Origin of the sequence: Micromonospora globispora (assembly GCF_003857015.1) — a bacterium.
GTDB classification, from domain to species: Bacteria; Actinomycetota; Actinomycetes; order Mycobacteriales; family Micromonosporaceae; genus Micromonospora; species Micromonospora globispora.
This window is the reverse complement of the sequence record NZ_QGGF01000282.1, coordinates 1-18,319: the sequence shown is the minus strand read 5'-3', so window position 1 is coordinate 18,319 and position 18,319 is coordinate 1. Positions and strand designations below refer to the sequence as shown.

Genomic DNA, 18,319 nt, shown 5'->3' with positions numbered 1-18,319 from the left:
GGGCGGACGCGGCCCGCGACGAACTGGCCGCCCTGGCGGCCGCCGCGCTGGACCGCCACCTCACCGCCCAGTACACGCTGAGCACCGGCGACGGCCCCGATCGCACGGTCGTGGTGACCAGCGCGAACGACGGCACGTGGCGGGTGGACGTGCCGGCCTGGGGGCTGGGCGGCACGGTCGACGTCTCGCTCGCCGCCACCGCCGACGGGCTCTTCCAGTGCGCCCTGCCGTCCGCCGGCCGGCCCGAGCCGCCGAGCTGCGTACGCCTCGGCGACCCCGACGACACCGTGCCCCGTCGGCTCGACCCCCGGGTGCAGCACCCGTTCACCGACTGGCTGGAGGTGCTCACCGACCAGCGGGCCCCGCTGGCCGTCTCGCCCGCCACGCCGCCGGCCGGGGTCAGCGGCGAGTGCTACTCCGTGGAGTCGACGTCGGCCTCGCTGAACGCCCCGCTGGACGTGGGCATCTACTGCTACGAGCAGGACGGCACCCCGACGCTGGTGCGCGCCGCGCTCGGCACGCTGAAGCTGGCCGGACCGCCCGGCCCGGCACCGGCCACCGTGCCGCTGGCCGGCCCGGTGGTGGAGGGCGATCCGGTCGGCCGGGCCGCGCCCTCCCCGTCGGACAGTGCGAGCCCCACAACGCTGTAACCCACCGTCACGTTACGGGTGCTCTTTGCCACATCCGTGCGACCTGCCGGTGAGGGCGAAAGGCGCATACGGGACGCTCCTCCCATGGCCGACCTCACCCCGCTGCTCGCTTTCCGCTGGAGCCCCCGAGCCTTCGACCCGGCCGCCGAGCTGACCGGCGCCGAGGCGTCCTCCCTGCTGGAGGCGGCCCGCTGGGCACCGTCGACGGGGAACGCGCAGCCGTGGCGGTTCGCCCTCGGGCACCGGGAGGACGACACCTGGAAGCGGCTCCTGGTCAGCCTGCCGGCCGGTGACCAGCGCTGGGCCCGGCGGGCCTCGGCCCTGGTGCTGGGCGCGCACGCCGCCGGCGACGCCGAGCGGGGCGCGTACGACCTGGGTCAGGCGATGGCCCACCTGACCGTGCAGGCCACCGCGCTCGGCCTGTACGTGCACCAGCTCACCTGCTTCGACCGGGCGGGGCTCGCCGCCGACCTCGACCTTCCGGTCGGGATCCGACCGCTGGTGGTGGCGGCCGTCGGGCGGCTCGGCGATCCTGCGGTGCTGCCCGAGGAGCTGCGGCAGCGGGAGCTCGGGCTGCGCCGCCGACGCCCCCTGGCTGCCCTGCTGCTGCCCTGACGCGCGATCAGGTCACTCGCCGCCGGCGGCGCGGAGGAGCACCATGGCGGCGTCCGTGTTGCGGTAGAAGACGTGGCGGCCGCGCCGGGTGCGGACAACCAGGCCGGCGGCGTGCAGTGCCGCCAGATGCTGGGAGACGCTCCCGCAGGACAGGCCGGTGCGCCAGGCCAGGTCGGTGGTGGTGGCCGGCGAATCGAGCAGGTGCAGCAGCGCTGCCCGGCCGGACCCCATTACCCGGGCCAGTGGATCCCCCGGCGGCGTGGGGGACGTCTCCCAGAGCGTGCCGACCGCCCGGACCGGGTACGTGCCGGCGGGCGGCGATTCCTCCAGCAGGTTCCACAGCACCCGCCGGTCGGTGAAGACACCCGGGTTGAGCGCCAGCCCGCGCCCGCCCAGGTCGAAGTCCCGCTCAAACGGGTCGTCGCTGACCACCCGGTCGCCGAGCCAGCGCAGGCTCGGGTGCAACTGGTCGAAGAGCCGGCCGGTGCCGCCCTCGGCGAGCTGAGCGGCACGGTGGGCGACGTCGGCCTCCAGCAACGCTCGCATCCGCGGCCAGTCCGGGGCGATCGCCTCGTCGTGCCAGATTCGCACGGCGTCGACGAGCTGCGACAGCAGCCCCCGGGGATCAACCAGCAGGGCCTGCCCGAACGGCGACAGCGGCCCGCTGGGGGTGGTCGACAACAAGTCCCGCACCACGACGTCGGGCGGGGTCGCCGCGATCTGGTCGAGCTGCTCGTCCAGGGTCACGTCCGCACGGGACGCCGCCGGGGTGAGGAAGTCGGGCAGCCAACGGCGGGGACGGGTCAGCTCCCGCAGCGGCTGGACGCGGACGGCCACCTCGGGGCGGCGGAGGGCCACCCCGGCGCGGTCGATCCAGGACAGGTGCACGGCGTGCCGCACCGGGTTGTCGAGCACCCACAGGCTGGAAACCGTTTCCCACACCGGCGAGATGGTGAACCGTACGCCCGCGACGTCGGCCGGCTCAAAGCGCAACTCGGACACCCGCACCCCCGTGGATTCGGCTCAGCCTAAATCGCTCGACCGAGCGGTAGGGGGCACGCTTGGCTCACCCGTCATGGGGGCCAGAGACACCATCCGCACCGCCGTCCGCCACGTCGTGCCACCGGCCGGCCTGACCCGCGCCCTGGCCGTGCAGGCCATGGTGTACGCCATCGGGCACGGCCTGTTCCAGGCCGGTAGCGCGGTCTTCTTCACCCGGGCGCTCGGCCTCAGCCCCACCCAGGTCGGCCTCGGGCTGTCGCTGGCCGCCGGGGTGTCCCTGCTCGGCACGGTCCCACTCGGCGCGGTCACCGACCGGTACGGGGCGCAGACGGTGTGGCTGGTCGGAGTGGTCGTCGAGGCGGCGCTCTTCGGGGCGTACCCGTTCGTGGGCGGCTTCGTCGGCTTCCTGGCCGTGGTGGTCGCGCTGGGCGTGGTTGACGCGGCCACCGGGGTGGCGCGGCAGGTCTATGCGATCAACGTGCTGCCGCCGGAGGACCGGGTGACCGCGCTGGCGTACCAGCGGTCGGCGCTGAACGTCGGCTTCGGGCTGGGAGCGGTGATCAGCGGCGTGGTGCTGGCCGTGGACACCCTCTCCGCGTACCGGGGGATGGTCTGGTTCAACGCCGCCATGCTGCTGGTCACCGCGGTCTTCGTGTACCGGCTGCCCCGGGTGCCGGTCGTCGCGGCGCCGGCGGAGGGGCCGAGCCGGTTCGCCGTACTGCGCGACCGGCCGTTCATGGCGGTCTCCCTGCTGAGCGGGCTGCTCAGCTCGCACGGGACGCTCTACCTGGTGGTGCTGCCGCTCTGGGTGCTCAGCCACACCGACGCCCCGCGCACGCTGATCGCCGCCCTGGTGCTGCTCAACACGATCCTCGCCGTGCTGCTCCAGGTACGCGCCAGTCGGGGCGCCGACACGGTGACCGGCGCCGGTCGGGCGCTGCGCACCGGTGGCCTGCTGATCGCCCTGTTCTGCCTGATCCTGCCGCTGTCGGCGGTGACCGACGGGGTGGTGACCATCGCGGTGCTGGTGGTCGCGGCGGTGGTGCTCACCCTCGCCGAACTGGTCCAGTCGGCCGGCGCCTGGGGGATCACCAGCACCCTGCCGCCGGCCGCCCACCGCGGTGCGTACGTCGGCGCGTTCCGGCTCGGCGGCCAACTTCAGTATCTGGTCGGCCCCGCCGGCCTGACCGCGCTCGGGGTCACCACCGGCGGCTGGGGCTGGTTCCCGCTGGTCGCGCTCTTCGCCGTCGCCGCCATCGCGGCGGTGCCGCTGGTCGGGTGGGCGGCCCGCCGTCCCCGCCTCGGCGAGACGGTGGAGACCGCCGAGGCCGTCCCGGTGGCAGCCGACGCGTGAGCAGCGTCGCCTGGGATCTGCATCTCAAATCCCGGACCCAGCTACCACGGGCCGCTGTGATCACGTAGTGTCACCCTGTCATGTGGCAGGCGCACCTTCTCCTTGGCTGCCGCGACGAGGCCTGACGGCCGGCACCTCGTCGCGGAGTTGAACCGCGCCGTCCAGCACATCCGAACTTCTTCTCGGCACCGCCCGGCACCGTCGCCCGGCACCAGCCGACACCTTCCGATTGCTGACGCCACATGTTCCCAGGGGAGCACCTCACCATGGCTCAACCCGTCACCGACGCTGAGACCGATCCGTTCGCCCGGCAGCGCCCCAGCCGGATGCCGTTCCAGCGCTACCAGCCGTACCACCAGCAGTTCCGGATCGACCTGCCGGACCGCACCTGGCCGACCCGTCAGGTAGAGGCGGCGCCCCGCTGGTGCGCGGTCGACCTGCGCGACGGCAACCAGGCCCTGATCGACCCGATGTCCCCCGAGCGCAAGCGCCGGATGTTCCAACTGCTCGTGCAGATGGGCTACAAGGAGATCGAGGTCGGCTTCCCGTCGGCCAGCCAGACCGACTACGACTTCGTCCGGCAGCTGATCGAGCAGGACCTGATCCCCGAGGACGTCACCATCCAGGTGCTGACGCAGTGCCGGGAGCACCTGATCGAGCGGACCTTCGAGTCGCTGCGCGGCGCCCACCGGGCGATCGTGCACTTCTACAACTCCACCTCGACGCTGCAGCGCCGGGTGGTCTTCGGCCTGGACCGGGACGGCATCGCCGACATCGCCACCCAGGGCGCCCGGCTCTGCCAGAAGTACGCGGAGATCCACACCCCGGACACCGACATTTACTACGAGTACTCGCCGGAGTCGTACACCGGCACCGAGCTGGAGTACGCGCTGGAGGTCTGCGCCAAGGTCATCGAGGTGATCGACCCGACGCCGGACCGCAAGCTGATCGTCAACCTGCCGGCCACCGTCGAGATGGCCATGCCGAACGTGTACGCCGACTCGATCGAGTGGATGCACCGGCACCTGCCCCGGCGGGACAGCCTGGTGCTGAGCCTGCACCCGCACAACGACCGGGGCACCGGGGTGGCCGCCGCCGAGCTGGGTCTGCTGGCCGGCGCCGACCGGATCGAGGGCTGCCTCTTCGGCAACGGCGAGCGGACCGGCAACGTCGACCTGGTGACGCTCGGCCTGAACCTGTTCTCCCAGGGCATCGACCCGATGATCGACTTCTCGAACATCGACGAGGTCAAGCGGGCCGTCGAGTACTGCAACCAGCTGCCGGTGCACGAGCGCCACCCGTACGCGGGCGACCTGGTCTACACCGCCTTCTCCGGCTCGCACCAGGACGCGATCAAGAAGGGCCTCGAGGCCCTGGCGCAGGACGCGTCCGCCGCCGGAGTTCCGGTCGACCAGTTCACCTGGGCGGTCCCCTACCTGCCGATCGATCCGAAGGACCTGGGCCGCACCTACGAGGCGGTCATCCGGGTCAACTCGCAGTCCGGCAAGGGCGGCGTCGCGTACATCATGAAGACCGAGCACCAGCTCGACCTGCCGCGCCGCCTCCAGATCGAGTTCTCCGGCGTGGTCCAGCAGGTCACCGACCACGACGGCGGCGAGGTCGAGCCGGGCACCATGTGGGAGATCTTTGCCCGCAACTACCTGGTCGACCACCAGGTCGACCCAGCGGTCACCCTGGCCGGCTACGCCATCGGCACCGCCGACGGCAAGGTCGAGATCGAGGCCGAGGTCGGCTTCGGGGACGAGCGCCGGTCGCTCGCCGCGGTCGGCAACGGCCCGATCGACGCGTACGTCAACGCGCTGCAGTCCCTCGGCGTGGCGGTACGGGTGCTCGACTACCACGAGCACGCGCTCTCCTCGGGTGGGGACGCGCAGGCCGCCGCGTACGTCGAGTGCGAGGTGGACGGCCGGACGGTCTGGGGCGTCGGGATGGACGCCAACATCGTGACCGCCTCGGTGAAGGCGGTCACCAGCGCGGTCAACCGCGCCCGCGGCTGAGCTCAGGACGGCGTCCGGCGATGCGCCGGGCGCCGCCTGCTCCTCGGCTCCCCACGTCCAGCGACCGGGGAAGCGGTCGTCAGCCGTCGGTGCGGGGCACGCCCTGCGCCGCCAGCCGCTCCACCACGGCCCGCTCCTGATCGGGCCCGGCGATCGGCGCCCGCACCACCACCAGTGACCCGACCTGGCGCACCAGCCGGTCCAGGTACGACCGGAGCAGCGGGTCGGCGCGCCGCAGGACCACCGCCGCCGGATCGGTCACCTCGATCACGATCACCCGCTGGCCGAACGGGTCCTGCCCGTACCGCCAGCCGGTGACGTCGGTCCAGGCCACGGCGGCGTCGTACGCCGGGTCGGCCGGTTGACCGGTACGTCGCTCGCCCAGCGTCGGCACCCGGTAGCGGGCCCGTACGCCCTCGGCGGAGAGCTCGGCCATTGGCAGCCCGACGCTGTCGTCGCGCCCGGAGCGGCGGCGCTGCTCCAGGGGCGCACCCGGCAGCAGGGTGAGGAACATCAGGAACAGGAGGGTGCAGATCGCGCCGCCCAGCGCCGCCACCGGCGAGCGGGACCAGAGCAGCACCGCGACCAGCACCGACACCACGACGGCCAGCCCGAGGCCGATCGGGACGAGCCAGCCGAACACCGCGTGGCCCCGGCGACGGGGGGCCCGGACCAGCAGGATGTTCCCGGCGCGTGCCGGATCGGCGGCGAGCCCGATCATCCGGCCAGGTCCTTCCGCAGGGCGGCCAGGTTGCGCTCGATATCGGCGGCCCGCTCGGAGAACTGCGCCATGGTGGCCTTCGTCCCCGCGCCCATGCCGAAGTCCCGCAGCAACTGCTCCGGGTCGACCGGTGGCAGCGCGGTCGCCGCCCGTACCGTTTCGGCGTAGTCGCTGGCGGCGGCACGGATCGCGGCGAGGATGCCGTCCCGCAGGTTGAAGCTGTCCAGCCGCATCGCCCGTGGATTGATCTCCAGATCGCGTACCTCGCCACCGGCCCCGACCCGCGCGGTGATCAGGCCGTCCTCGCTGGTCCCCTCGCCCATCGTCTCGGCGAGCGCGGTGCGGTGCTGCTCGAACGCGTCGAGCCGTTCCCGCACCTGCCGCAGCGCCCGCTGGATCTGCGAGTCGAAGCTGCTCATCCCTGCCCTTTCCGCCCGCTCAGATCGAGTGCCACGCGACCGGGACCTGCTGCAGATCCGGGGTGCCGTCGCCCTGCTCGTCGAAGCGCTGCACGCCGACGAACTCCTTGACCACTCCGGACAGCAGCGCGATGCCCGCGACGACCACCGAGATGACGGTGCCGGCGGCGGTCAGCCAGGAGGCGCTGGCCAGCGCGCCGAGCGCCTGGATGATCGGCTGGAGCACGGCGGCCTGAGGGCCGATCGAGGAGAGGGTCAGGTCCAGGATCGTCACGAAGAACTCGGCGGTGAAGGCGATGAACGCGGACCAGAACGCGGCGAGCAGGCTCACCACGGCCACCAGCGACGCCGACATCGCGGCGATCGCCTTCTGCACCTGCCCCAGCTCGCGGGACACCTCGGCGACCACGTTCCGGTAGCCGATCACGCTGGAGTCCACCCAGCCGGCGGTCGCCGCGTTGGCGTACCCGTCGAACTTCCTGATGACCGAGCCCTCCAGCGTGGAGGCGACGGCGCTGAGCTCGCGCGCCGCCTCGATGATGGAGAACCCGTTCGCCACCAGCGCCTCAGCGGTGAGCGGCGCGGGCAGATAGTCCGGCGCCATCGCCGCGGTGGCGAAGGCGAGGGCGACAAAGCTGGTCTGGGTCGCCACGGACAACACCTCGGCCGCCTGCTCGCCCAGGCCGTCGACCCCGCCGAGCGGGTCGTGGAAGAGCCGGGCGAAGCCGCTGTCGCGGAGCCCCTCGAGGTAGCCCTCCGGCTCCCCGGTGCCCGGCACCCGGAACATTTCCACGTTCGCCTGCTCGGCGGCATGGTAGTTGCCGACGGTCTTGCGCAGCCCGGCGGCGACCGCCTGGACGACCTGCGCCGCCGTCTCCAGATTGCGCAGCTGGTAGTCGCCCACCGAGTTGTAGTAGCCCTCGGCGAAGGAGAGCAGCGCCCCGAAGCCGGGCAGATCCACCCGGTAGCCCGCGGCGACCTTGCGGGCCGCCTCCTCCAGATCCGGTACGACGAACCGGTCCAGCCCGAGCGCGGCGTTGGTCAACTGGGCCGGATTGATCTCGATCTGGGTCACGGTCCCCCCGGCCGGTCGCTGGGCCCTCCGACTGCGCGCGGCAGCCGCCGCCACACCCTACCTAGTGGACGCCCGTGTCGTCAGGCCCCGCGCGGCCGACGCTCCTCGGGCGGAGTGGCCACGGGCAGCGACGGACACGGCTGCGCGGGCGGCGCCTCGCGAGCCGGCCGGTGGATCAGCAGCCCGGCCAGCGCCGCGCCGGTCAGCAGCAACCCGGCGCACCAGAGCATCGCCCCCCGGAACGCGCCGGTGAGCGCGGCCCGCTGTTCGTAGCCGGTGCCGGAGAGCCCGACCAGCAGCGGCAGCGCGGCCACTGCCAGCAGGCCACCGGCCCGGGACGCCGCGTTGTTGAACCCGCTCGCCACGCCCGCGAACCGGTCGGCCACCGCGGCCAGCACCGAGGCGGTCAGCGGCGCCACCACCAGGGTCAGGCCGGCCCCGAACAGGACCACCCCGGGCAGCACGTCCACCCAGTACGACGCGCCCGGGCCGACCCGGCGCAGCAGCAGCAGGCCGAGCGCGGCGATGATCGGCCCGACGGTGAGCGGCAGCCGGGGACCGATCCGGGCGGCGAGTGCCCCGGCCCGGGACGAGCCGGCCGCCAGCAGCACCGTCATCGGCACCGTGGCCAGGCCGGTGCGCAGGGCCGACCAGCCCACCACGTTCTGCAGATAGACCGCGAGGAAGAAGGTGAAGCCGCCGAGCGCCGCGTACACCACCACGGTGAAGATGTTGAGCACCGAGAAGAGCCGGCTGCTGAACAGGCCGACGGGCAGCATTGCGGTCTCCCCACGCCGCCGCTCGACCAGGACGAAGAGCACTACCGCGGCTACCCCGACCAGCGCCGCGACCAGCACCGACGGTGAGCTGAGGCCACGCGCCGGGGCGTCGATCAGGGCGTAGGTGACGCCGCCGAGGGCAAGCGCGCCGAGCAGCGCGCCGGCCACGTCGAACCGGCGGCGGCCCGCCCCGGTACGCGCCACGTTCTCGTCGCGGCTCTCCGGCACCCAGCGCATCCCGGCGAGCACCACGGCCACGGCCAGCGGCAGGTTGATGAAGAAGATCCACCGCCAGGAGAGGGTGTCGATCAGCCAGCCGCCGAGCAGCGGACCGAGCGCGGTGGAAACCCCGGAGAGCCCGGCCCAGGTGCCGATCGCCCGCCCCCGGTCGTCCGGGTGGAAGCTGGCCTGGAGCACCGAGAGCGAACCCGGGGTGAGCAGCGCCCCGCCCGCGCCCTGGAGGAACCGGGCGGCGATCAGGGTGCCGGTCCCCTGGGCCAGTCCGCAGAGCAGGGAGGCCGCCGCGAACCAGACCACCCCGATCAGGAAGACCCGGCGGCGGCCGAACCGGTCCCCGAGCGCCCCGCCCAGCAGTACGAAAGCGGCCAGCATCAGCAGGTAGCCGTTCACGGTCCACTGCAGACCGGCGACGGTCGCCCCGAGTTCGGCGCCGAGCCGGGGCAGTGCCACGTTCACCACCGTGCTGTCCAGGAACACCATGCCGGAGGCGAGGATCGCGGCGAGCAGGGTTCCCCGCCCGGCGGCGGTACCCGTCCGGAGCGCGGGAGCGGTGGAAGTCATGGCTTCCAATCTGCCCGCCCCTCCACTCCCGACGCCACGAATCGCGGAAACCAGCACCCAGGTACTGTGCGGGATCGCCGGGAGCCCGCAAGCTGGAGAGGTGTCGTCTGTGCGTACCAGATCAGGAGCTCGCGCCGCGGTGGCGGCCGCGCTCGGCGCGGCGATCGCCCTCGGCGCGGCCGGCTGCGTGCCGCTCCCGGAGCCCGAACCGACACCGAGCAGCAGCGGCAACGTCAACCAGCAGCTCGCCGAGCTGACCGTGGCCAGTGCCGGGTCCATGAAGGGCTACAGCCGGACCCGGTTCCCGCACTGGCGGGACACCGGCAAGAACTGCGACGTCCGGGACAGCGTGCTCCAGCGGGACGGGGAGAGCATCAAGCTCTCCGGCTGCAACGTGGTAGCCGGCCGCTGGGAGAGCCCCTACGACGGGCGGGTCTTCACCGATCCCGCCCAGGTGGACATCGACCACGTGGTGCCGCTGGCGAACGCCTGGCGGTCGGGCGCGAACGAGTGGGACGACTCGAAGCGCGGCGACTTCGCCAACGACCTGACCCGGCCGCAGCTCCTCGCGGTTTCCCTGACCTCCAACCGGGCAAAGGGTGACCAGGACCCGTCCCAGTGGAAGCCGGCGAACCGGTCGTACTGGTGCCGGTACGCCGCGGACTGGGTGACGGTCAAGCACTACTGGCGGCTGACGGTGACCAGTGCCGAGAAGGCCGCCCTCACCGACATGTTGGAGGGCTGCACATGGGCGAGCAAGCCGTGACCGGAGCCGGGGCGACGCCGGCCCCCGAGCAGAGGCCGGACGCCGGCGGCGGAGCCAGCGCCGGGACCACGGCCGGGATGGCCGCGGACGGTGCCCCGGCCGCACCCGCGGACGTCTCCGGAGCGGGCATGGCCGCCGACACCGCACCGGCCGCCCCGGCCGGTGGGGCCGGCGCCGGGCCGCAGCAGCGGAGCACCGACATCACGACCGGTCCCGGCGGGGTGATGACCGACGAGGTGGGCGTGGTGACCGGCGAGCTCACCCTGCGCACCGAGTACGCCGACGGCCAGGTCACCCTGCGCGTGCAGTACAAGGACGCCGACGAGTGGTACGTGGTGACCGGCGGCAAGGCGGCGCTGGCCGACCCGGCGGGACTGGACGCCGTGCACGCCATCGCGGTCGCCCTGCTCAACCGCCCCGAGGGCTGAGACGCGCCGAGGCCCCCTTCCCGCGGTTCCGGGAAGGGGGCCTCGGCATGGGCTCACGGCGTGGGGATCAGCTCACCGGTGTCACCCGGGCCCGCGCCGTCGTCGGGCCGGACCAGCTCCGGCGCGACCTCGTGCGGCCGGATCCGCCCGGCCGCGATGTCCTCCGCGTAGTGGCAGGCCACCCGGTGGCCGCCGAGCACGTCGCGCAACGCCGGCCGCTCGTCGACGCAGCGGGTCGGCTGCGCCCACGGGCAGCGGGTGTGGAACCGGCACCCGGCGGGCGGGTTCGTCGGCGAGGGCAGGTCACCGGCGAGCAGGATCCGCTCGCGGCGGTCCTCCACCGTGGGGTCCGGCACCGGCACCGCCGACATCAGCGCCTTCGTGTACGGGTGCATCGGCTCGCGGTAGAGGTCGTCGCTGGACGCCTCCTCGACCAGCCCGCCCAGGTACATCACCCCGACCGTGTCGGCGATGTGCCGGACCACCGCCAGGTCGTGGGCGATGATCAGGTACGTCAGGCCGAGTTCGTTCTGCAGGTCCTCCATCAGGTTGAGCACCTGCGCCTGGATCGACACGTCCAACGCGGAGACCGGCTCGTCGGCGACGATCAGGTCCGGGTCGAGCACCAGCGCCCGGGCGATGCCGATGCGCTGCCGCTGGCCGCCGGAGAACTCGTGCGGGTACTTCGCCAGCGCCGAGGCGGGCAGGCCGACCGCGGCGAGGGTCTCCCGCAGCCGGCGATTGGTGGCCGCCTTGTCGTCGGCCAGGCCGTGCGCCTTGAGCCCCTCGACCAGCAGCGACTCCACCGACTGGCGGGGGTCGAGGCTGGACAGCGGGTCCTGGAAGATCATCTGCATCCGGCGGCGGGCCCGGCGCATCGACTCGCCCTTGAGCGAGCGGATGTCGGTGCCGTCGAAGACGATCTCACCGGCGGTCGGCTCGACGAGGCGCAGCAGACCCCGCCCCAGGGTGGACTTGCCGCAGCCCGACTCGCCCACCAGGCCGTACGTCTCACCCTTGTTGATCGACAACGAGACACCGTCGACGGCGTAGACGTAGCCGACCGTACGGTCGAAGAGCAGGCCGCTCTTGATCGGGAAGTGGACCTTGACGTCGCGCAGTTCGACCAGTGGTCCGGTCCGCTCGGTCACGGCACCGCCACCTCCTCGGAAACGGGGTTGTTGCAGCGCAGGTCGCCGCCGGTCGCGGTGGGTTCAAGCGGGGGCGTGCCCTCCAGGCAGGCGTCCACCACGTTGCCGCAGCGGGGCGCGAACGCGCACCCCTCGACCCACGGGATGTTGTCGGCCACCGAACCCGGGATGGCGTGCAGCCGCTCGCCCCGCGGCGAGTCCAGCCGCGGCACCGAGCTGAGCAGCCCGTGGGTGTACGGGTGCCGCGGCCGGCCGAACAGCTCGTGCCGGGCGGCCCGCTCCACCACCTTGCCGCCGTAAAGCACGTTGACCGTGTCGCAGAGACCGGCCACCACACCGAGATCGTGCGTGATCATGATCAGCGCGGTGCCGGTCTCGTCGACGAGCTGCTTGAGCAGGGTGAGGATCTGCGCCTGGATGGTCACGTCCAAGGCGGTGGTCGGCTCGTCGGCGATGAGCAGCCGCGGCTTGCAGGCCAGCGCGATGGCGATCAGCGCCCGCTGCCGCATGCCGCCGGAGATCTGGTGCGGGTACTCCTTCAGCCGCCGCATCGGGTCCGGGATGCCGACCGCGTCGAGCAGTTCCCGGGCCTCCTTCAGCGCCGCCTTCCGGTTCATCCCCCGATGCCGCTCCAGCACCTCGGCGACCTGGAGCCCGATCGGGACCACCGGGTTCAACGAGGAGAGCGGGTCCTGGAAGATCATGCCGATGTCCCGGCCGCGCCGGTCCCGCATGTCGTCCGGCCTCAGCTTGAGCAGATCGGCGCCCTCGAAGAGCACCTCGCCCGAGACCCTGTTGCCCCGCTTGGGCAGCAGGCCCATGATCGCCAGGCTGGTCACGCTCTTGCCGCAGCCGGACTCGCCGACCAGGCCCACCGTCTGCCCCGGCTCCACGCTGAAGCTGACCTTGTCGACCGCGGTGAACGGCCGCTCGCCGCGCCGCTGGAACACCACACTCAGATCGCGTACGTCGAGCAGGCTCATCGGGTCACTTCCTCTCGCCGGCGTCCGCCGGCCGTGCTGATCCACCGCATCGCCGTCACCGCCGGTTCTTCGGGTCGAGCGCCTCGCGCATCGCCTCACCGAGCAGGGTGAAGCCGAGTGCGACGACGATGATCGCGATCGCCGGGTAGTACGCGAGCTCGGGGCGGACCTCGAAGTAGCGCTGGCCGTCCACACCGAGCATCAGACCCCACTCGGCGCGGTTGATGTCCGGGTCGCCGAGACCGAGGAAGGAGAGCGAGGCCGCCTCCAGGATCGCGGTGGAGAGGGTGAGCGTGGCCTGCACGATCACCGCCGTCATCGCGTTGGGCAGCATGTGCCGCAACACGATCGACCGCCCCTTCACGCCGAGCGCCCGGGCGGCCAGCACGTGGTCGCTCTCCCGCTGCGCCAGCATCGAGCCGCGCAGCAGTCGGGCGAAGATCGGCACGTTGACGACCGCCACCGCGAAGATGACCGTCCACTGGCTGGACCTGCTGGCCATCGCCACCAGGCTGATCGCCAGCAGCAGGGCCGGCAGGGCCAGCATCACGTCGGTGAAGCGCATCAGGATGTTGTCGACCCAGCCGCCGAAGGCACCGGCGAGCGCGCCGATCAGTACGCCCAGGCCCAACCCGATCAGGGTGGCCACCACGCCGACGAAGAGCGTCTGCCGGCTGCCGTAGATCAGGCGGGAGAGGAAGTCCCGCCCGAGCGGGTCGGAGCCGAGGGGGAACTCGCTGCTGGCCCCGGGAATGTTGTCGACGGTGAGGTTCTTGGTGAGCTCGTCGAAGCGCTGCGCCGGGTCGTGCGGCGCGAGCAGCGGCGCGAAGATCGCCACGAGGATGAAGATGCCGACGATGGACGCGCCGACGATGGCGACCGGGTTGCGCCGCAACCGGCGGAACGCGTCCCGGACGAGGCTCACGCCGCCCTTGTCGGCGGTGGCGCGGGCCAGCTCGTCCAGCCGTGCCTTCTTCCGGTCGCCGAGCCGGCCGAGGTCACGGGTCACGCCCTCGGGCTTCTCCTCGACGCCGGGTCGGTCGCCAGCGGAGAGGTCGGAGGCGGGAAGGCCGGAACCGTCGCGGGGGCTCGTCACGCCGGGCCGGGTCATCGGGTCACTCATCGCACACGCACCCTCGGGTCGATGAAGGCGTAGGAGAGGTCGACCAGCAGGTTGACCACCACGAAGACCAGCGCGGCCAGCAGGATCAGCGCCTGCAGCACCGGATAGTCACGGCCGCCGCTGATCGAGTCGGTGATCAGCGTGCCGAGGCCGCCCCAGTTGTAGACCTTCTCGGTGAGCACCGCGCCGGAGAGCAGCGCGCCGGTCTGCAGACCGATGGTGGTGACCACCGGCAGGAGGGCGTTGCGCAGGATGTGCCGGCCGCGGATGACCCGGTGCCGCAGGCCCTTTGCCTCGGCCGTCCGTACGTAGTCCTCGTTGAGCACGTCGAGCACGCTGGCCCGGGTGATCCGCACGATCACCGCCAGCGGGATGGTGGCGAGGGTGAACGCCGGCAGGATCAGGTGCCAGAGCGCGTCTGCGGTGGCGTCGAACTCCCGAGTCAGCAGTCCGTCGAGAACGAAGAAGCCGGTGACGTTGGTGTTGTCCAGACCGGTGCTGATCCGCCCGGATGGCGGGAACCAGTGGATGTTCTGGGTGAAGACGTCCTTGAGCAGGTAGCCCAGGAAGAAGATCGGGATCGAGATGCCGAGCAGCGTGCCGGCGATGCTCAGGTTGTCCAGCAGCCGGCCGTGGTGACGGGCGGCGAGGTAACCGAGCGGGACGCCCAGCCCGATCGCGATGATCATGGCGACCACGGCCAGCTCGATGGTGGCCGGGAAGGCCCGACCGATCACCTCGCTGACTGGGTCGCCGGTCCGGATGGAGTTGCCGAAGTCGCCGGTCACGACCCGCTGCATGAACTTGGCGTACTGCACCAGGATCGGCTGGTCGTAGCCGAGCGCCTTGATCAGCAGGGCGCGGCGTTCAGGGGTGGCACGCTCACCGAGCAGCGCCTCGACCGGGCCGCCGGGCAGGTTCCGCAGCCAGACGAAGATGAGCGCGGACAGCGCTATCAGGGTCACCGCCAGCTGCAGCAGGCGGCGGACTATGACTCGCAACATCTCTCACACACCAGACTTTCAATTACCGCGGGTCGGCCCGGGCCGGGAAGCCCGGCCCGGGCCGATTCCGCTTACGGCGTCAGCAGGTCAGAGCCGTCCTCAGGAGACGCTGACCGTGTTGAACCGCTCGTCGGTCAGCGGGCTGGCGACCAGACCCTTGACGTTCTTGGTGACCACGATGGCCGGCGGGGCGTGCCAGATCGGCACGGCCGGCAGCCACTTGGCGGCGATGTCGCGGTTGACCTGCTCCCAGGCGGCCTTCTTGCCGGCCTCGTCGACGGTGCCGTCGGCCTTGGCGATGGCGTCGAACATCTCGGTCATCGCCGCGTCACCGAACTCGGTCTTGGCGCGGCCGAAGAAGGTACCGACGAAGTTGCCCGGGTCGTTGTAGTCACCGGTCCAGCCGAGGATGTGCAGGTCCTGCTTGCCGAACTGCTGCACGTCGTCCTTGTAGCCACCGTTCCACGGGCGAGCCACACCGTTGACCTTGATGCCGACGGCCCCGAGGTCGTTGGCGAGGACGGTGAAGATCTCCTGCGGGTTCGGCATGTACGGCCGGGAGACGTCGGTCGGGTAGTAGAAGTTGAGCGTCAGGTTCTCGGCGCCCGCCTCCTTGAGCAGCTGCTTGGCCTTCTCCGGGTTGTAGTCGTACTTCTGCACATCCGGGGCGTAGCCGAGCACGGTGTCCGGCATGAACTGGTCCGCGACCTTGGTGCCACCCGGGCCCTTGGTCTGCACGAGCTGCTGACGGTTGAGGGCGTAGGCGATCGCCTGACGCACCCGCAGGTCCTTCAGCTTCGGGTTCTTCTGGTTGATGCCCAGGTAGAGGATGTTGAACGCCGGGCGGTTGATGACGTTGAAGCCCTCACCCTCCAGCGCCTTCCGGTCGGCCGGGGCCGGGAAGTCGATGCCCTGGACGGTGCCGGCCCGCAGTTCCTGCTTGCGGGTGTTCTCGTCCTTGATGATCTTGATGATCAGCTTGTCGACCTTGGCCTTGTCGCCCCAGTAGTCGGGGTTCCGGTTCAGGGTGATCTCACCCTTGGCCTTGTCCCAGCCGCCGAAGATGAACGGACCGGTGCCGACCGGGTGCTCGTTGGCGAACGCGCTGTACTCGAAGGAGTCGCCGTTCTGCTTGACCGTGTCGGCGTCGTACTTCTTCAGCGCGTCCGGGCTGGCGATCGAGAGCGAGGTCAGCGCGAAGGCACCCGGGAAGGCGCCCTTGTACTGGTTCAGCGTGAGGACGGCGGTGCCGTCGTCCTTCGCCTCGCACTTGTTGTAGATCGACTTGCCGGCGTCCGGGCTGTCGTTCTTGGCGAAGCCGCCGAAGACGTCCATGTAGTAGATCATCTGCGACTGGGCGGCGGCGCCCTTCATGTTGTACCAGCGGTCGAAGTTGTAGCAGACCGCCGCGGCGTTGAAGGGGGTGCCGTCGTGGAACTTCACGCCCTGGCGCAGCTTGAAGGTCCAGACCTTGCCCTCGGCGTCGTGGTCCCAGCTCTCCGCCAGGCCACCCTCCAGCTCCGCCGTGCCCGGCTTGTGCGTGATCAGGGTGTCGAACATCTGGCGGACGGGACGGAACGACTCGCCGTCATCGTTGAAGATCGGGTCGAAGTTCTTGGGGTCACCAGCGCCCGCGAAGACGAAGGTGCCGCCAGTCTTGGCCTCACCACTGTCACCACCGTCGCGCTCACTCTTCGCGCAACCGGCCGCGCCCACCGCCAGCGCCGCACTGGCCGCGAGGGCCAGGGCGGCTTTAAGCCTTCTCGCCTGCATCTCTCACCTCTGTCATGCGTGACCACGCCGAGTTGTGGCTCAGTCCGTGTGCGGGAGGCTATGACATGTCATACCGAAGCGGAAAGCCCGTTAGGCAATCGCTATCAAGCCGACACCAACCGACCGGCTCTGACAGGCCGGGATCTCCCGGCAAACAGGACTGTCACATCCGCGGCCCCGCGACAGTACCGCCCAGACCATGACAAAAGGACCAAATGTCGTCCGCGCGGGCCTCGGCCGGGGCGCGTGTGGCCCGGGACACACCCGTCCCACATGCCGGAACCAGGAACGACACTGGCCGGCACCCGTTCGGGCGCCGGCCAGTCGTCGTAGGCGGGACGGTCAGACCGCGCGGCGGCCCTCGAAGGCCCGGCCCAGGGTGATCTCGTCGGCGTACTCCAGGTCGCCGCCGACCGGCAGACCGCTGGCCAGCCGGGTCACCGCGATCCCCATCGGCTTGACCATCAGGGCCAGGTACGTCGCCGTCGCCTCGCCCTCGGTGTTCGGGTCGGTGGCCAGGATCAGCTCACGGACCGCACCACTCCCGAGCCGGGTCATCAGCTCGCGGATCCGCAGGTTGTCCGGCCCGATCCCCTCCAGCGGATTGATCGCGCCGCCGAGCACGTGGTACCGGCCCCGGAACTCGCCGGTCCGCTCGATCGCCACCACGTCCTTCGGCTCCTCCACCACGCAGAGCACCTCGTCGGTGCGGCGCGGGTCGCGGCAGATCCGGCACTGCTCGGATTCGGCCACGTTGAAGCAGGTCGTGCAGAAGCGCACCAGCTCCTTGACCTTGCGCAGCGCGCCGGCCAGCCGGTTCACGTCGGCGGGGTCCGCCGACAGGATGTGGAAAGCGATCCGCTGGGCGCTCTTCGGGCCGACACCCGGGAGCCGACCCAGCTCGTCGATCAGGTCCTGGATGGCACCTTCGTACATCTGCCGGCTCAGAACCCGGGCAGGCCGAGGCCGCCCATGCCGCCCGTGACCGGGCCCATCTTGTTCTCGGTCAGCTCCCGGGCCGCCTCGGCGGCGTTGTGCACGGCCGCGACGACGAGGTCCTCCAGGGTCTCCACGTCCTCCGGGTCGACCGCCTTCGGGTCGATCTTGATCGCCTTCAGCTCGCCGGTGCCGGCGACGGTCGCGGTCACCAGGCCACCGCCGGCGGTGCCGGTCAGCTCCGCCTCAGCCAGCTCGGCCTGAGCCTTCGCGATCTGCTGCTGCATCTTCTGCGCCTGCTTCAGCATCTGCTGCATGTTCGGCTGTCCACCTGGGCGCACGGAAGGCTCCTTCTCGCACTCGTCTATCGGCCGCCGCCCAGCCTAGTCGGGCGGCGGCACACATCCTCGGCGGCCGACGCGCCGCTACCGCGCGTCCACCTCGTCGATCTTCTCGGCCCCGAACGTCTCCCGGAGCAGTTGCACCGCCTGCTCCTCGCTGGACTGCCGGGCGGTCCGCTCGTCGATCACCTCGTCCAGCGGCTCGTCGCCCGGGTCGAAGCCCTCATAGGTCGGGGTCGACGGCGTCGCGGCGACCGGGCGTCCGCCGGAACGGAGCGGCCCGTCGTAGTCCGGGTCGTAGGGCGGCTCGCCGGCCCAGTCGGCGTCCGCAGTCGGCCGCGCCGCCTGCGCCGTCCGCGGCCCCTTGCCCGCCCCGGCAC

At 71.6% G+C, this 18,319-nt stretch carries 18 protein-coding genes and 1 pseudogene; 6 read left to right on the top strand and 13 right to left on the bottom strand.

Going from position 1 to position 18,319, the window contains the following annotated elements; all coding sequences use genetic code 11:
- Window positions 1-650: hypothetical protein (locus DKL51_RS13370; RefSeq protein ID WP_124812107.1), on the top strand; the 650-nt coding region annotated here is incomplete at its 5' end.
- A gap of 84 nt (window positions 651-734) precedes the next feature.
- Complete coding sequence (locus DKL51_RS13365; RefSeq protein WP_109946871.1) at window positions 735-1,265, top strand: nitroreductase family protein; 531 nt, start codon at window positions 735-737, stop codon at window positions 1,263-1,265.
- 12 nt (window positions 1,266-1,277) lie between these two features.
- Here DKL51_RS13365 and DKL51_RS13360 read toward each other — a convergent pair whose 3' ends face one another.
- Window positions 1,278-2,267, bottom strand: coding sequence for an ArsR/SmtB family transcription factor (locus DKL51_RS13360; RefSeq protein ID WP_165823224.1), 990 nt, complete (start codon window positions 2,265-2,267; stop codon window positions 1,278-1,280).
- 73 nt (window positions 2,268-2,340) lie between these two features.
- Here DKL51_RS13360 and DKL51_RS13355 point away from each other — a divergent pair, with 73 nt between their 5' ends.
- Together DKL51_RS13355 and leuA are read left to right on the top strand one after the other, a co-directional pair.
- Complete coding sequence (locus DKL51_RS13355; RefSeq protein WP_165823223.1) at window positions 2,341-3,621, top strand: MFS transporter; 1,281 nt, start codon at window positions 2,341-2,343, stop codon at window positions 3,619-3,621.
- A gap of 266 nt (window positions 3,622-3,887) precedes the next feature.
- Window positions 3,888-5,639 (top strand): 2-isopropylmalate synthase, encoded by a 1,752-nt coding sequence (gene leuA / locus DKL51_RS13350; RefSeq protein ID WP_109946901.1) that lies wholly within the window; start codon window positions 3,888-3,890, stop codon window positions 5,637-5,639.
- Window positions 5,640-5,718: 79 nt separating this feature from the next.
- On the opposite strand, the gene DKL51_RS13345 is transcribed toward leuA, so the two are convergent.
- The 4 genes from DKL51_RS13345 to DKL51_RS13330 all read right to left on the bottom strand — a co-directional run bounded on the left by DKL51_RS13345 (window position 5,719) and on the right by DKL51_RS13330 (window position 9,434).
- Complete coding sequence (locus tag DKL51_RS13345; RefSeq protein ID WP_109964668.1) at window positions 5,719-6,360, bottom strand: hypothetical protein; 642 nt, start codon at window positions 6,358-6,360, stop codon at window positions 5,719-5,721.
- Window positions 6,357-6,779 (bottom strand): YbaB/EbfC family nucleoid-associated protein, encoded by a 423-nt coding sequence (locus DKL51_RS13340; RefSeq protein WP_109946867.1) that lies wholly within the window; start codon window positions 6,777-6,779, stop codon window positions 6,357-6,359. Before DKL51_RS13340 ends, DKL51_RS13345 begins: the two co-directional genes overlap by 4 nt.
- Window positions 6,780-6,798: 19 nt before the next feature.
- Window positions 6,799-7,854, bottom strand: coding sequence for a hypothetical protein (locus DKL51_RS13335; RefSeq protein WP_109946866.1), 1,056 nt, complete (start codon window positions 7,852-7,854; stop codon window positions 6,799-6,801).
- 80 nt (window positions 7,855-7,934) lie between these two features.
- Complete coding sequence (locus DKL51_RS13330) at window positions 7,935-9,434, bottom strand: MFS transporter (protein WP_109946865.1); 1,500 nt, start codon at window positions 9,432-9,434, stop codon at window positions 7,935-7,937.
- Window positions 9,435-9,543: 109 nt separating this feature from the next.
- Here DKL51_RS13330 and DKL51_RS13325 point away from each other — a divergent pair, with 109 nt between their 5' ends.
- Window positions 9,544-10,200 (top strand): HNH endonuclease family protein, encoded by a 657-nt coding sequence (locus DKL51_RS13325; RefSeq protein ID WP_124812108.1) that lies wholly within the window; start codon window positions 9,544-9,546, stop codon window positions 10,198-10,200.
- The gene (locus DKL51_RS13320) at window positions 10,182-10,628 is read left to right on the top strand and encodes a hypothetical protein (RefSeq protein ID WP_109964667.1); all 447 of its coding nucleotides are present in this window, start codon (window positions 10,182-10,184) and stop codon (window positions 10,626-10,628) included. The genes DKL51_RS13325 and DKL51_RS13320 overlap by 19 nt, the downstream gene beginning before the upstream one ends.
- Window positions 10,629-10,681: 53 nt before the next feature.
- Here the strand turns inward: DKL51_RS13320 and DKL51_RS13315 are convergent, their stop codons facing one another.
- The 8 genes and pseudogenes from DKL51_RS13315 to DKL51_RS13280 all read right to left on the bottom strand — a co-directional run.
- Complete coding sequence (locus DKL51_RS13315) at window positions 10,682-11,779, bottom strand: ABC transporter ATP-binding protein (RefSeq protein ID WP_109964666.1); 1,098 nt, start codon at window positions 11,777-11,779, stop codon at window positions 10,682-10,684.
- Window positions 11,776-12,762, bottom strand: coding sequence for an ABC transporter ATP-binding protein (locus tag DKL51_RS13310; RefSeq protein WP_109946861.1), 987 nt, complete (start codon window positions 12,760-12,762; stop codon window positions 11,776-11,778). The genes DKL51_RS13315 and DKL51_RS13310 overlap by 4 nt, the downstream gene beginning before the upstream one ends.
- A 55-nt stretch (window positions 12,763-12,817) precedes the next feature.
- Entirely contained in the window at window positions 12,818-13,885 is a 1,068-nt protein-coding gene (locus DKL51_RS13305) for an ABC transporter permease (RefSeq protein WP_109946860.1), read from the bottom strand.
- A complete protein-coding gene (locus tag DKL51_RS13300; protein ID WP_124812106.1) occupies window positions 13,882-14,889 on the bottom strand; it encodes an ABC transporter permease in 1,008 nt (335 codons plus the stop codon). The genes DKL51_RS13305 and DKL51_RS13300 overlap by 4 nt, the downstream gene beginning before the upstream one ends.
- Window positions 14,890-14,988: 99 nt before the next feature.
- A complete protein-coding gene (locus tag DKL51_RS13295) occupies window positions 14,989-16,662 on the bottom strand; it encodes an ABC transporter substrate-binding protein (protein ID WP_109946858.1) in 1,674 nt (557 codons plus the stop codon).
- A 342-nt stretch (window positions 16,663-17,004) separates the two neighbouring features.
- Window positions 17,005-17,598: a recombination mediator RecR gene (recR, locus tag DKL51_RS13290; protein WP_109964663.1), complete on the bottom strand. Its 594-nt coding sequence runs from the start codon at window positions 17,596-17,598 to the stop codon at window positions 17,005-17,007.
- A gap of 8 nt (window positions 17,599-17,606) precedes the next feature.
- The gene (locus DKL51_RS13285; RefSeq protein ID WP_221623172.1) at window positions 17,607-17,915 is read right to left on the bottom strand and encodes a YbaB/EbfC family nucleoid-associated protein; all 309 of its coding nucleotides are present in this window, start codon (window positions 17,913-17,915) and stop codon (window positions 17,607-17,609) included.
- 108 nt (window positions 17,916-18,023) lie between these two features.
- Window positions 18,024-18,319: pseudogene (locus tag DKL51_RS13280) on the bottom strand (DNA polymerase III subunit gamma and tau); the annotation flags it as partial.

What these genes read in the sequence shown, in the direction of transcription:
- DKL51_RS13365 (WP_109946871.1), top strand. Translation starts at nt 735, where the DNA reads ATGGCCGACCTCACCCCGCTGCTCGCTTTCCGCTGGAGCCCCCGAGCC.
- DKL51_RS13355 (WP_165823223.1), top strand. Translation starts at nt 2,341, where the DNA reads ATGGGGGCCAGAGACACCATCCGCACCGCCGTCCGCCACGTCGTGCCA.
- leuA (WP_109946901.1), top strand. Translation starts at nt 3,888, where the DNA reads ATGGCTCAACCCGTCACCGACGCTGAGACCGATCCGTTCGCCCGGCAG.
- DKL51_RS13345 (WP_109964668.1), bottom strand. Translation starts at nt 6,360, where the DNA reads ATGATCGGGCTCGCCGCCGATCCGGCACGCGCCGGGAACATCCTGCTG.
- DKL51_RS13340 (WP_109946867.1), bottom strand. Translation starts at nt 6,779, where the DNA reads ATGAGCAGCTTCGACTCGCAGATCCAGCGGGCGCTGCGGCAGGTGCGG.
- DKL51_RS13330 (WP_109946865.1), bottom strand. Translation starts at nt 9,434, where the DNA reads ATGACTTCCACCGCTCCCGCGCTCCGGACGGGTACCGCCGCCGGGCGG.
- DKL51_RS13320 (WP_109964667.1), top strand. Translation starts at nt 10,182, where the DNA reads ATGGGCGAGCAAGCCGTGACCGGAGCCGGGGCGACGCCGGCCCCCGAG.
- DKL51_RS13310 (WP_109946861.1), bottom strand. Translation starts at nt 12,762, where the DNA reads ATGAGCCTGCTCGACGTACGCGATCTGAGTGTGGTGTTCCAGCGGCGC.
- DKL51_RS13305 (WP_109946860.1), bottom strand. Translation starts at nt 13,885, where the DNA reads ATGAGTGACCCGATGACCCGGCCCGGCGTGACGAGCCCCCGCGACGGT.
- DKL51_RS13300 (WP_124812106.1), bottom strand. Translation starts at nt 14,889, where the DNA reads ATGTTGCGAGTCATAGTCCGCCGCCTGCTGCAGCTGGCGGTGACCCTG.
- DKL51_RS13295 (WP_109946858.1), bottom strand. Translation starts at nt 16,662, where the DNA reads ATGCAGGCGAGAAGGCTTAAAGCCGCCCTGGCCCTCGCGGCCAGTGCG.
- recR (WP_109964663.1), bottom strand. Translation starts at nt 17,598, where the DNA reads ATGTACGAAGGTGCCATCCAGGACCTGATCGACGAGCTGGGTCGGCTC.
- DKL51_RS13285 (WP_221623172.1), bottom strand. Translation starts at nt 17,915, where the DNA reads ATGCAGCAGATGCTGAAGCAGGCGCAGAAGATGCAGCAGCAGATCGCG.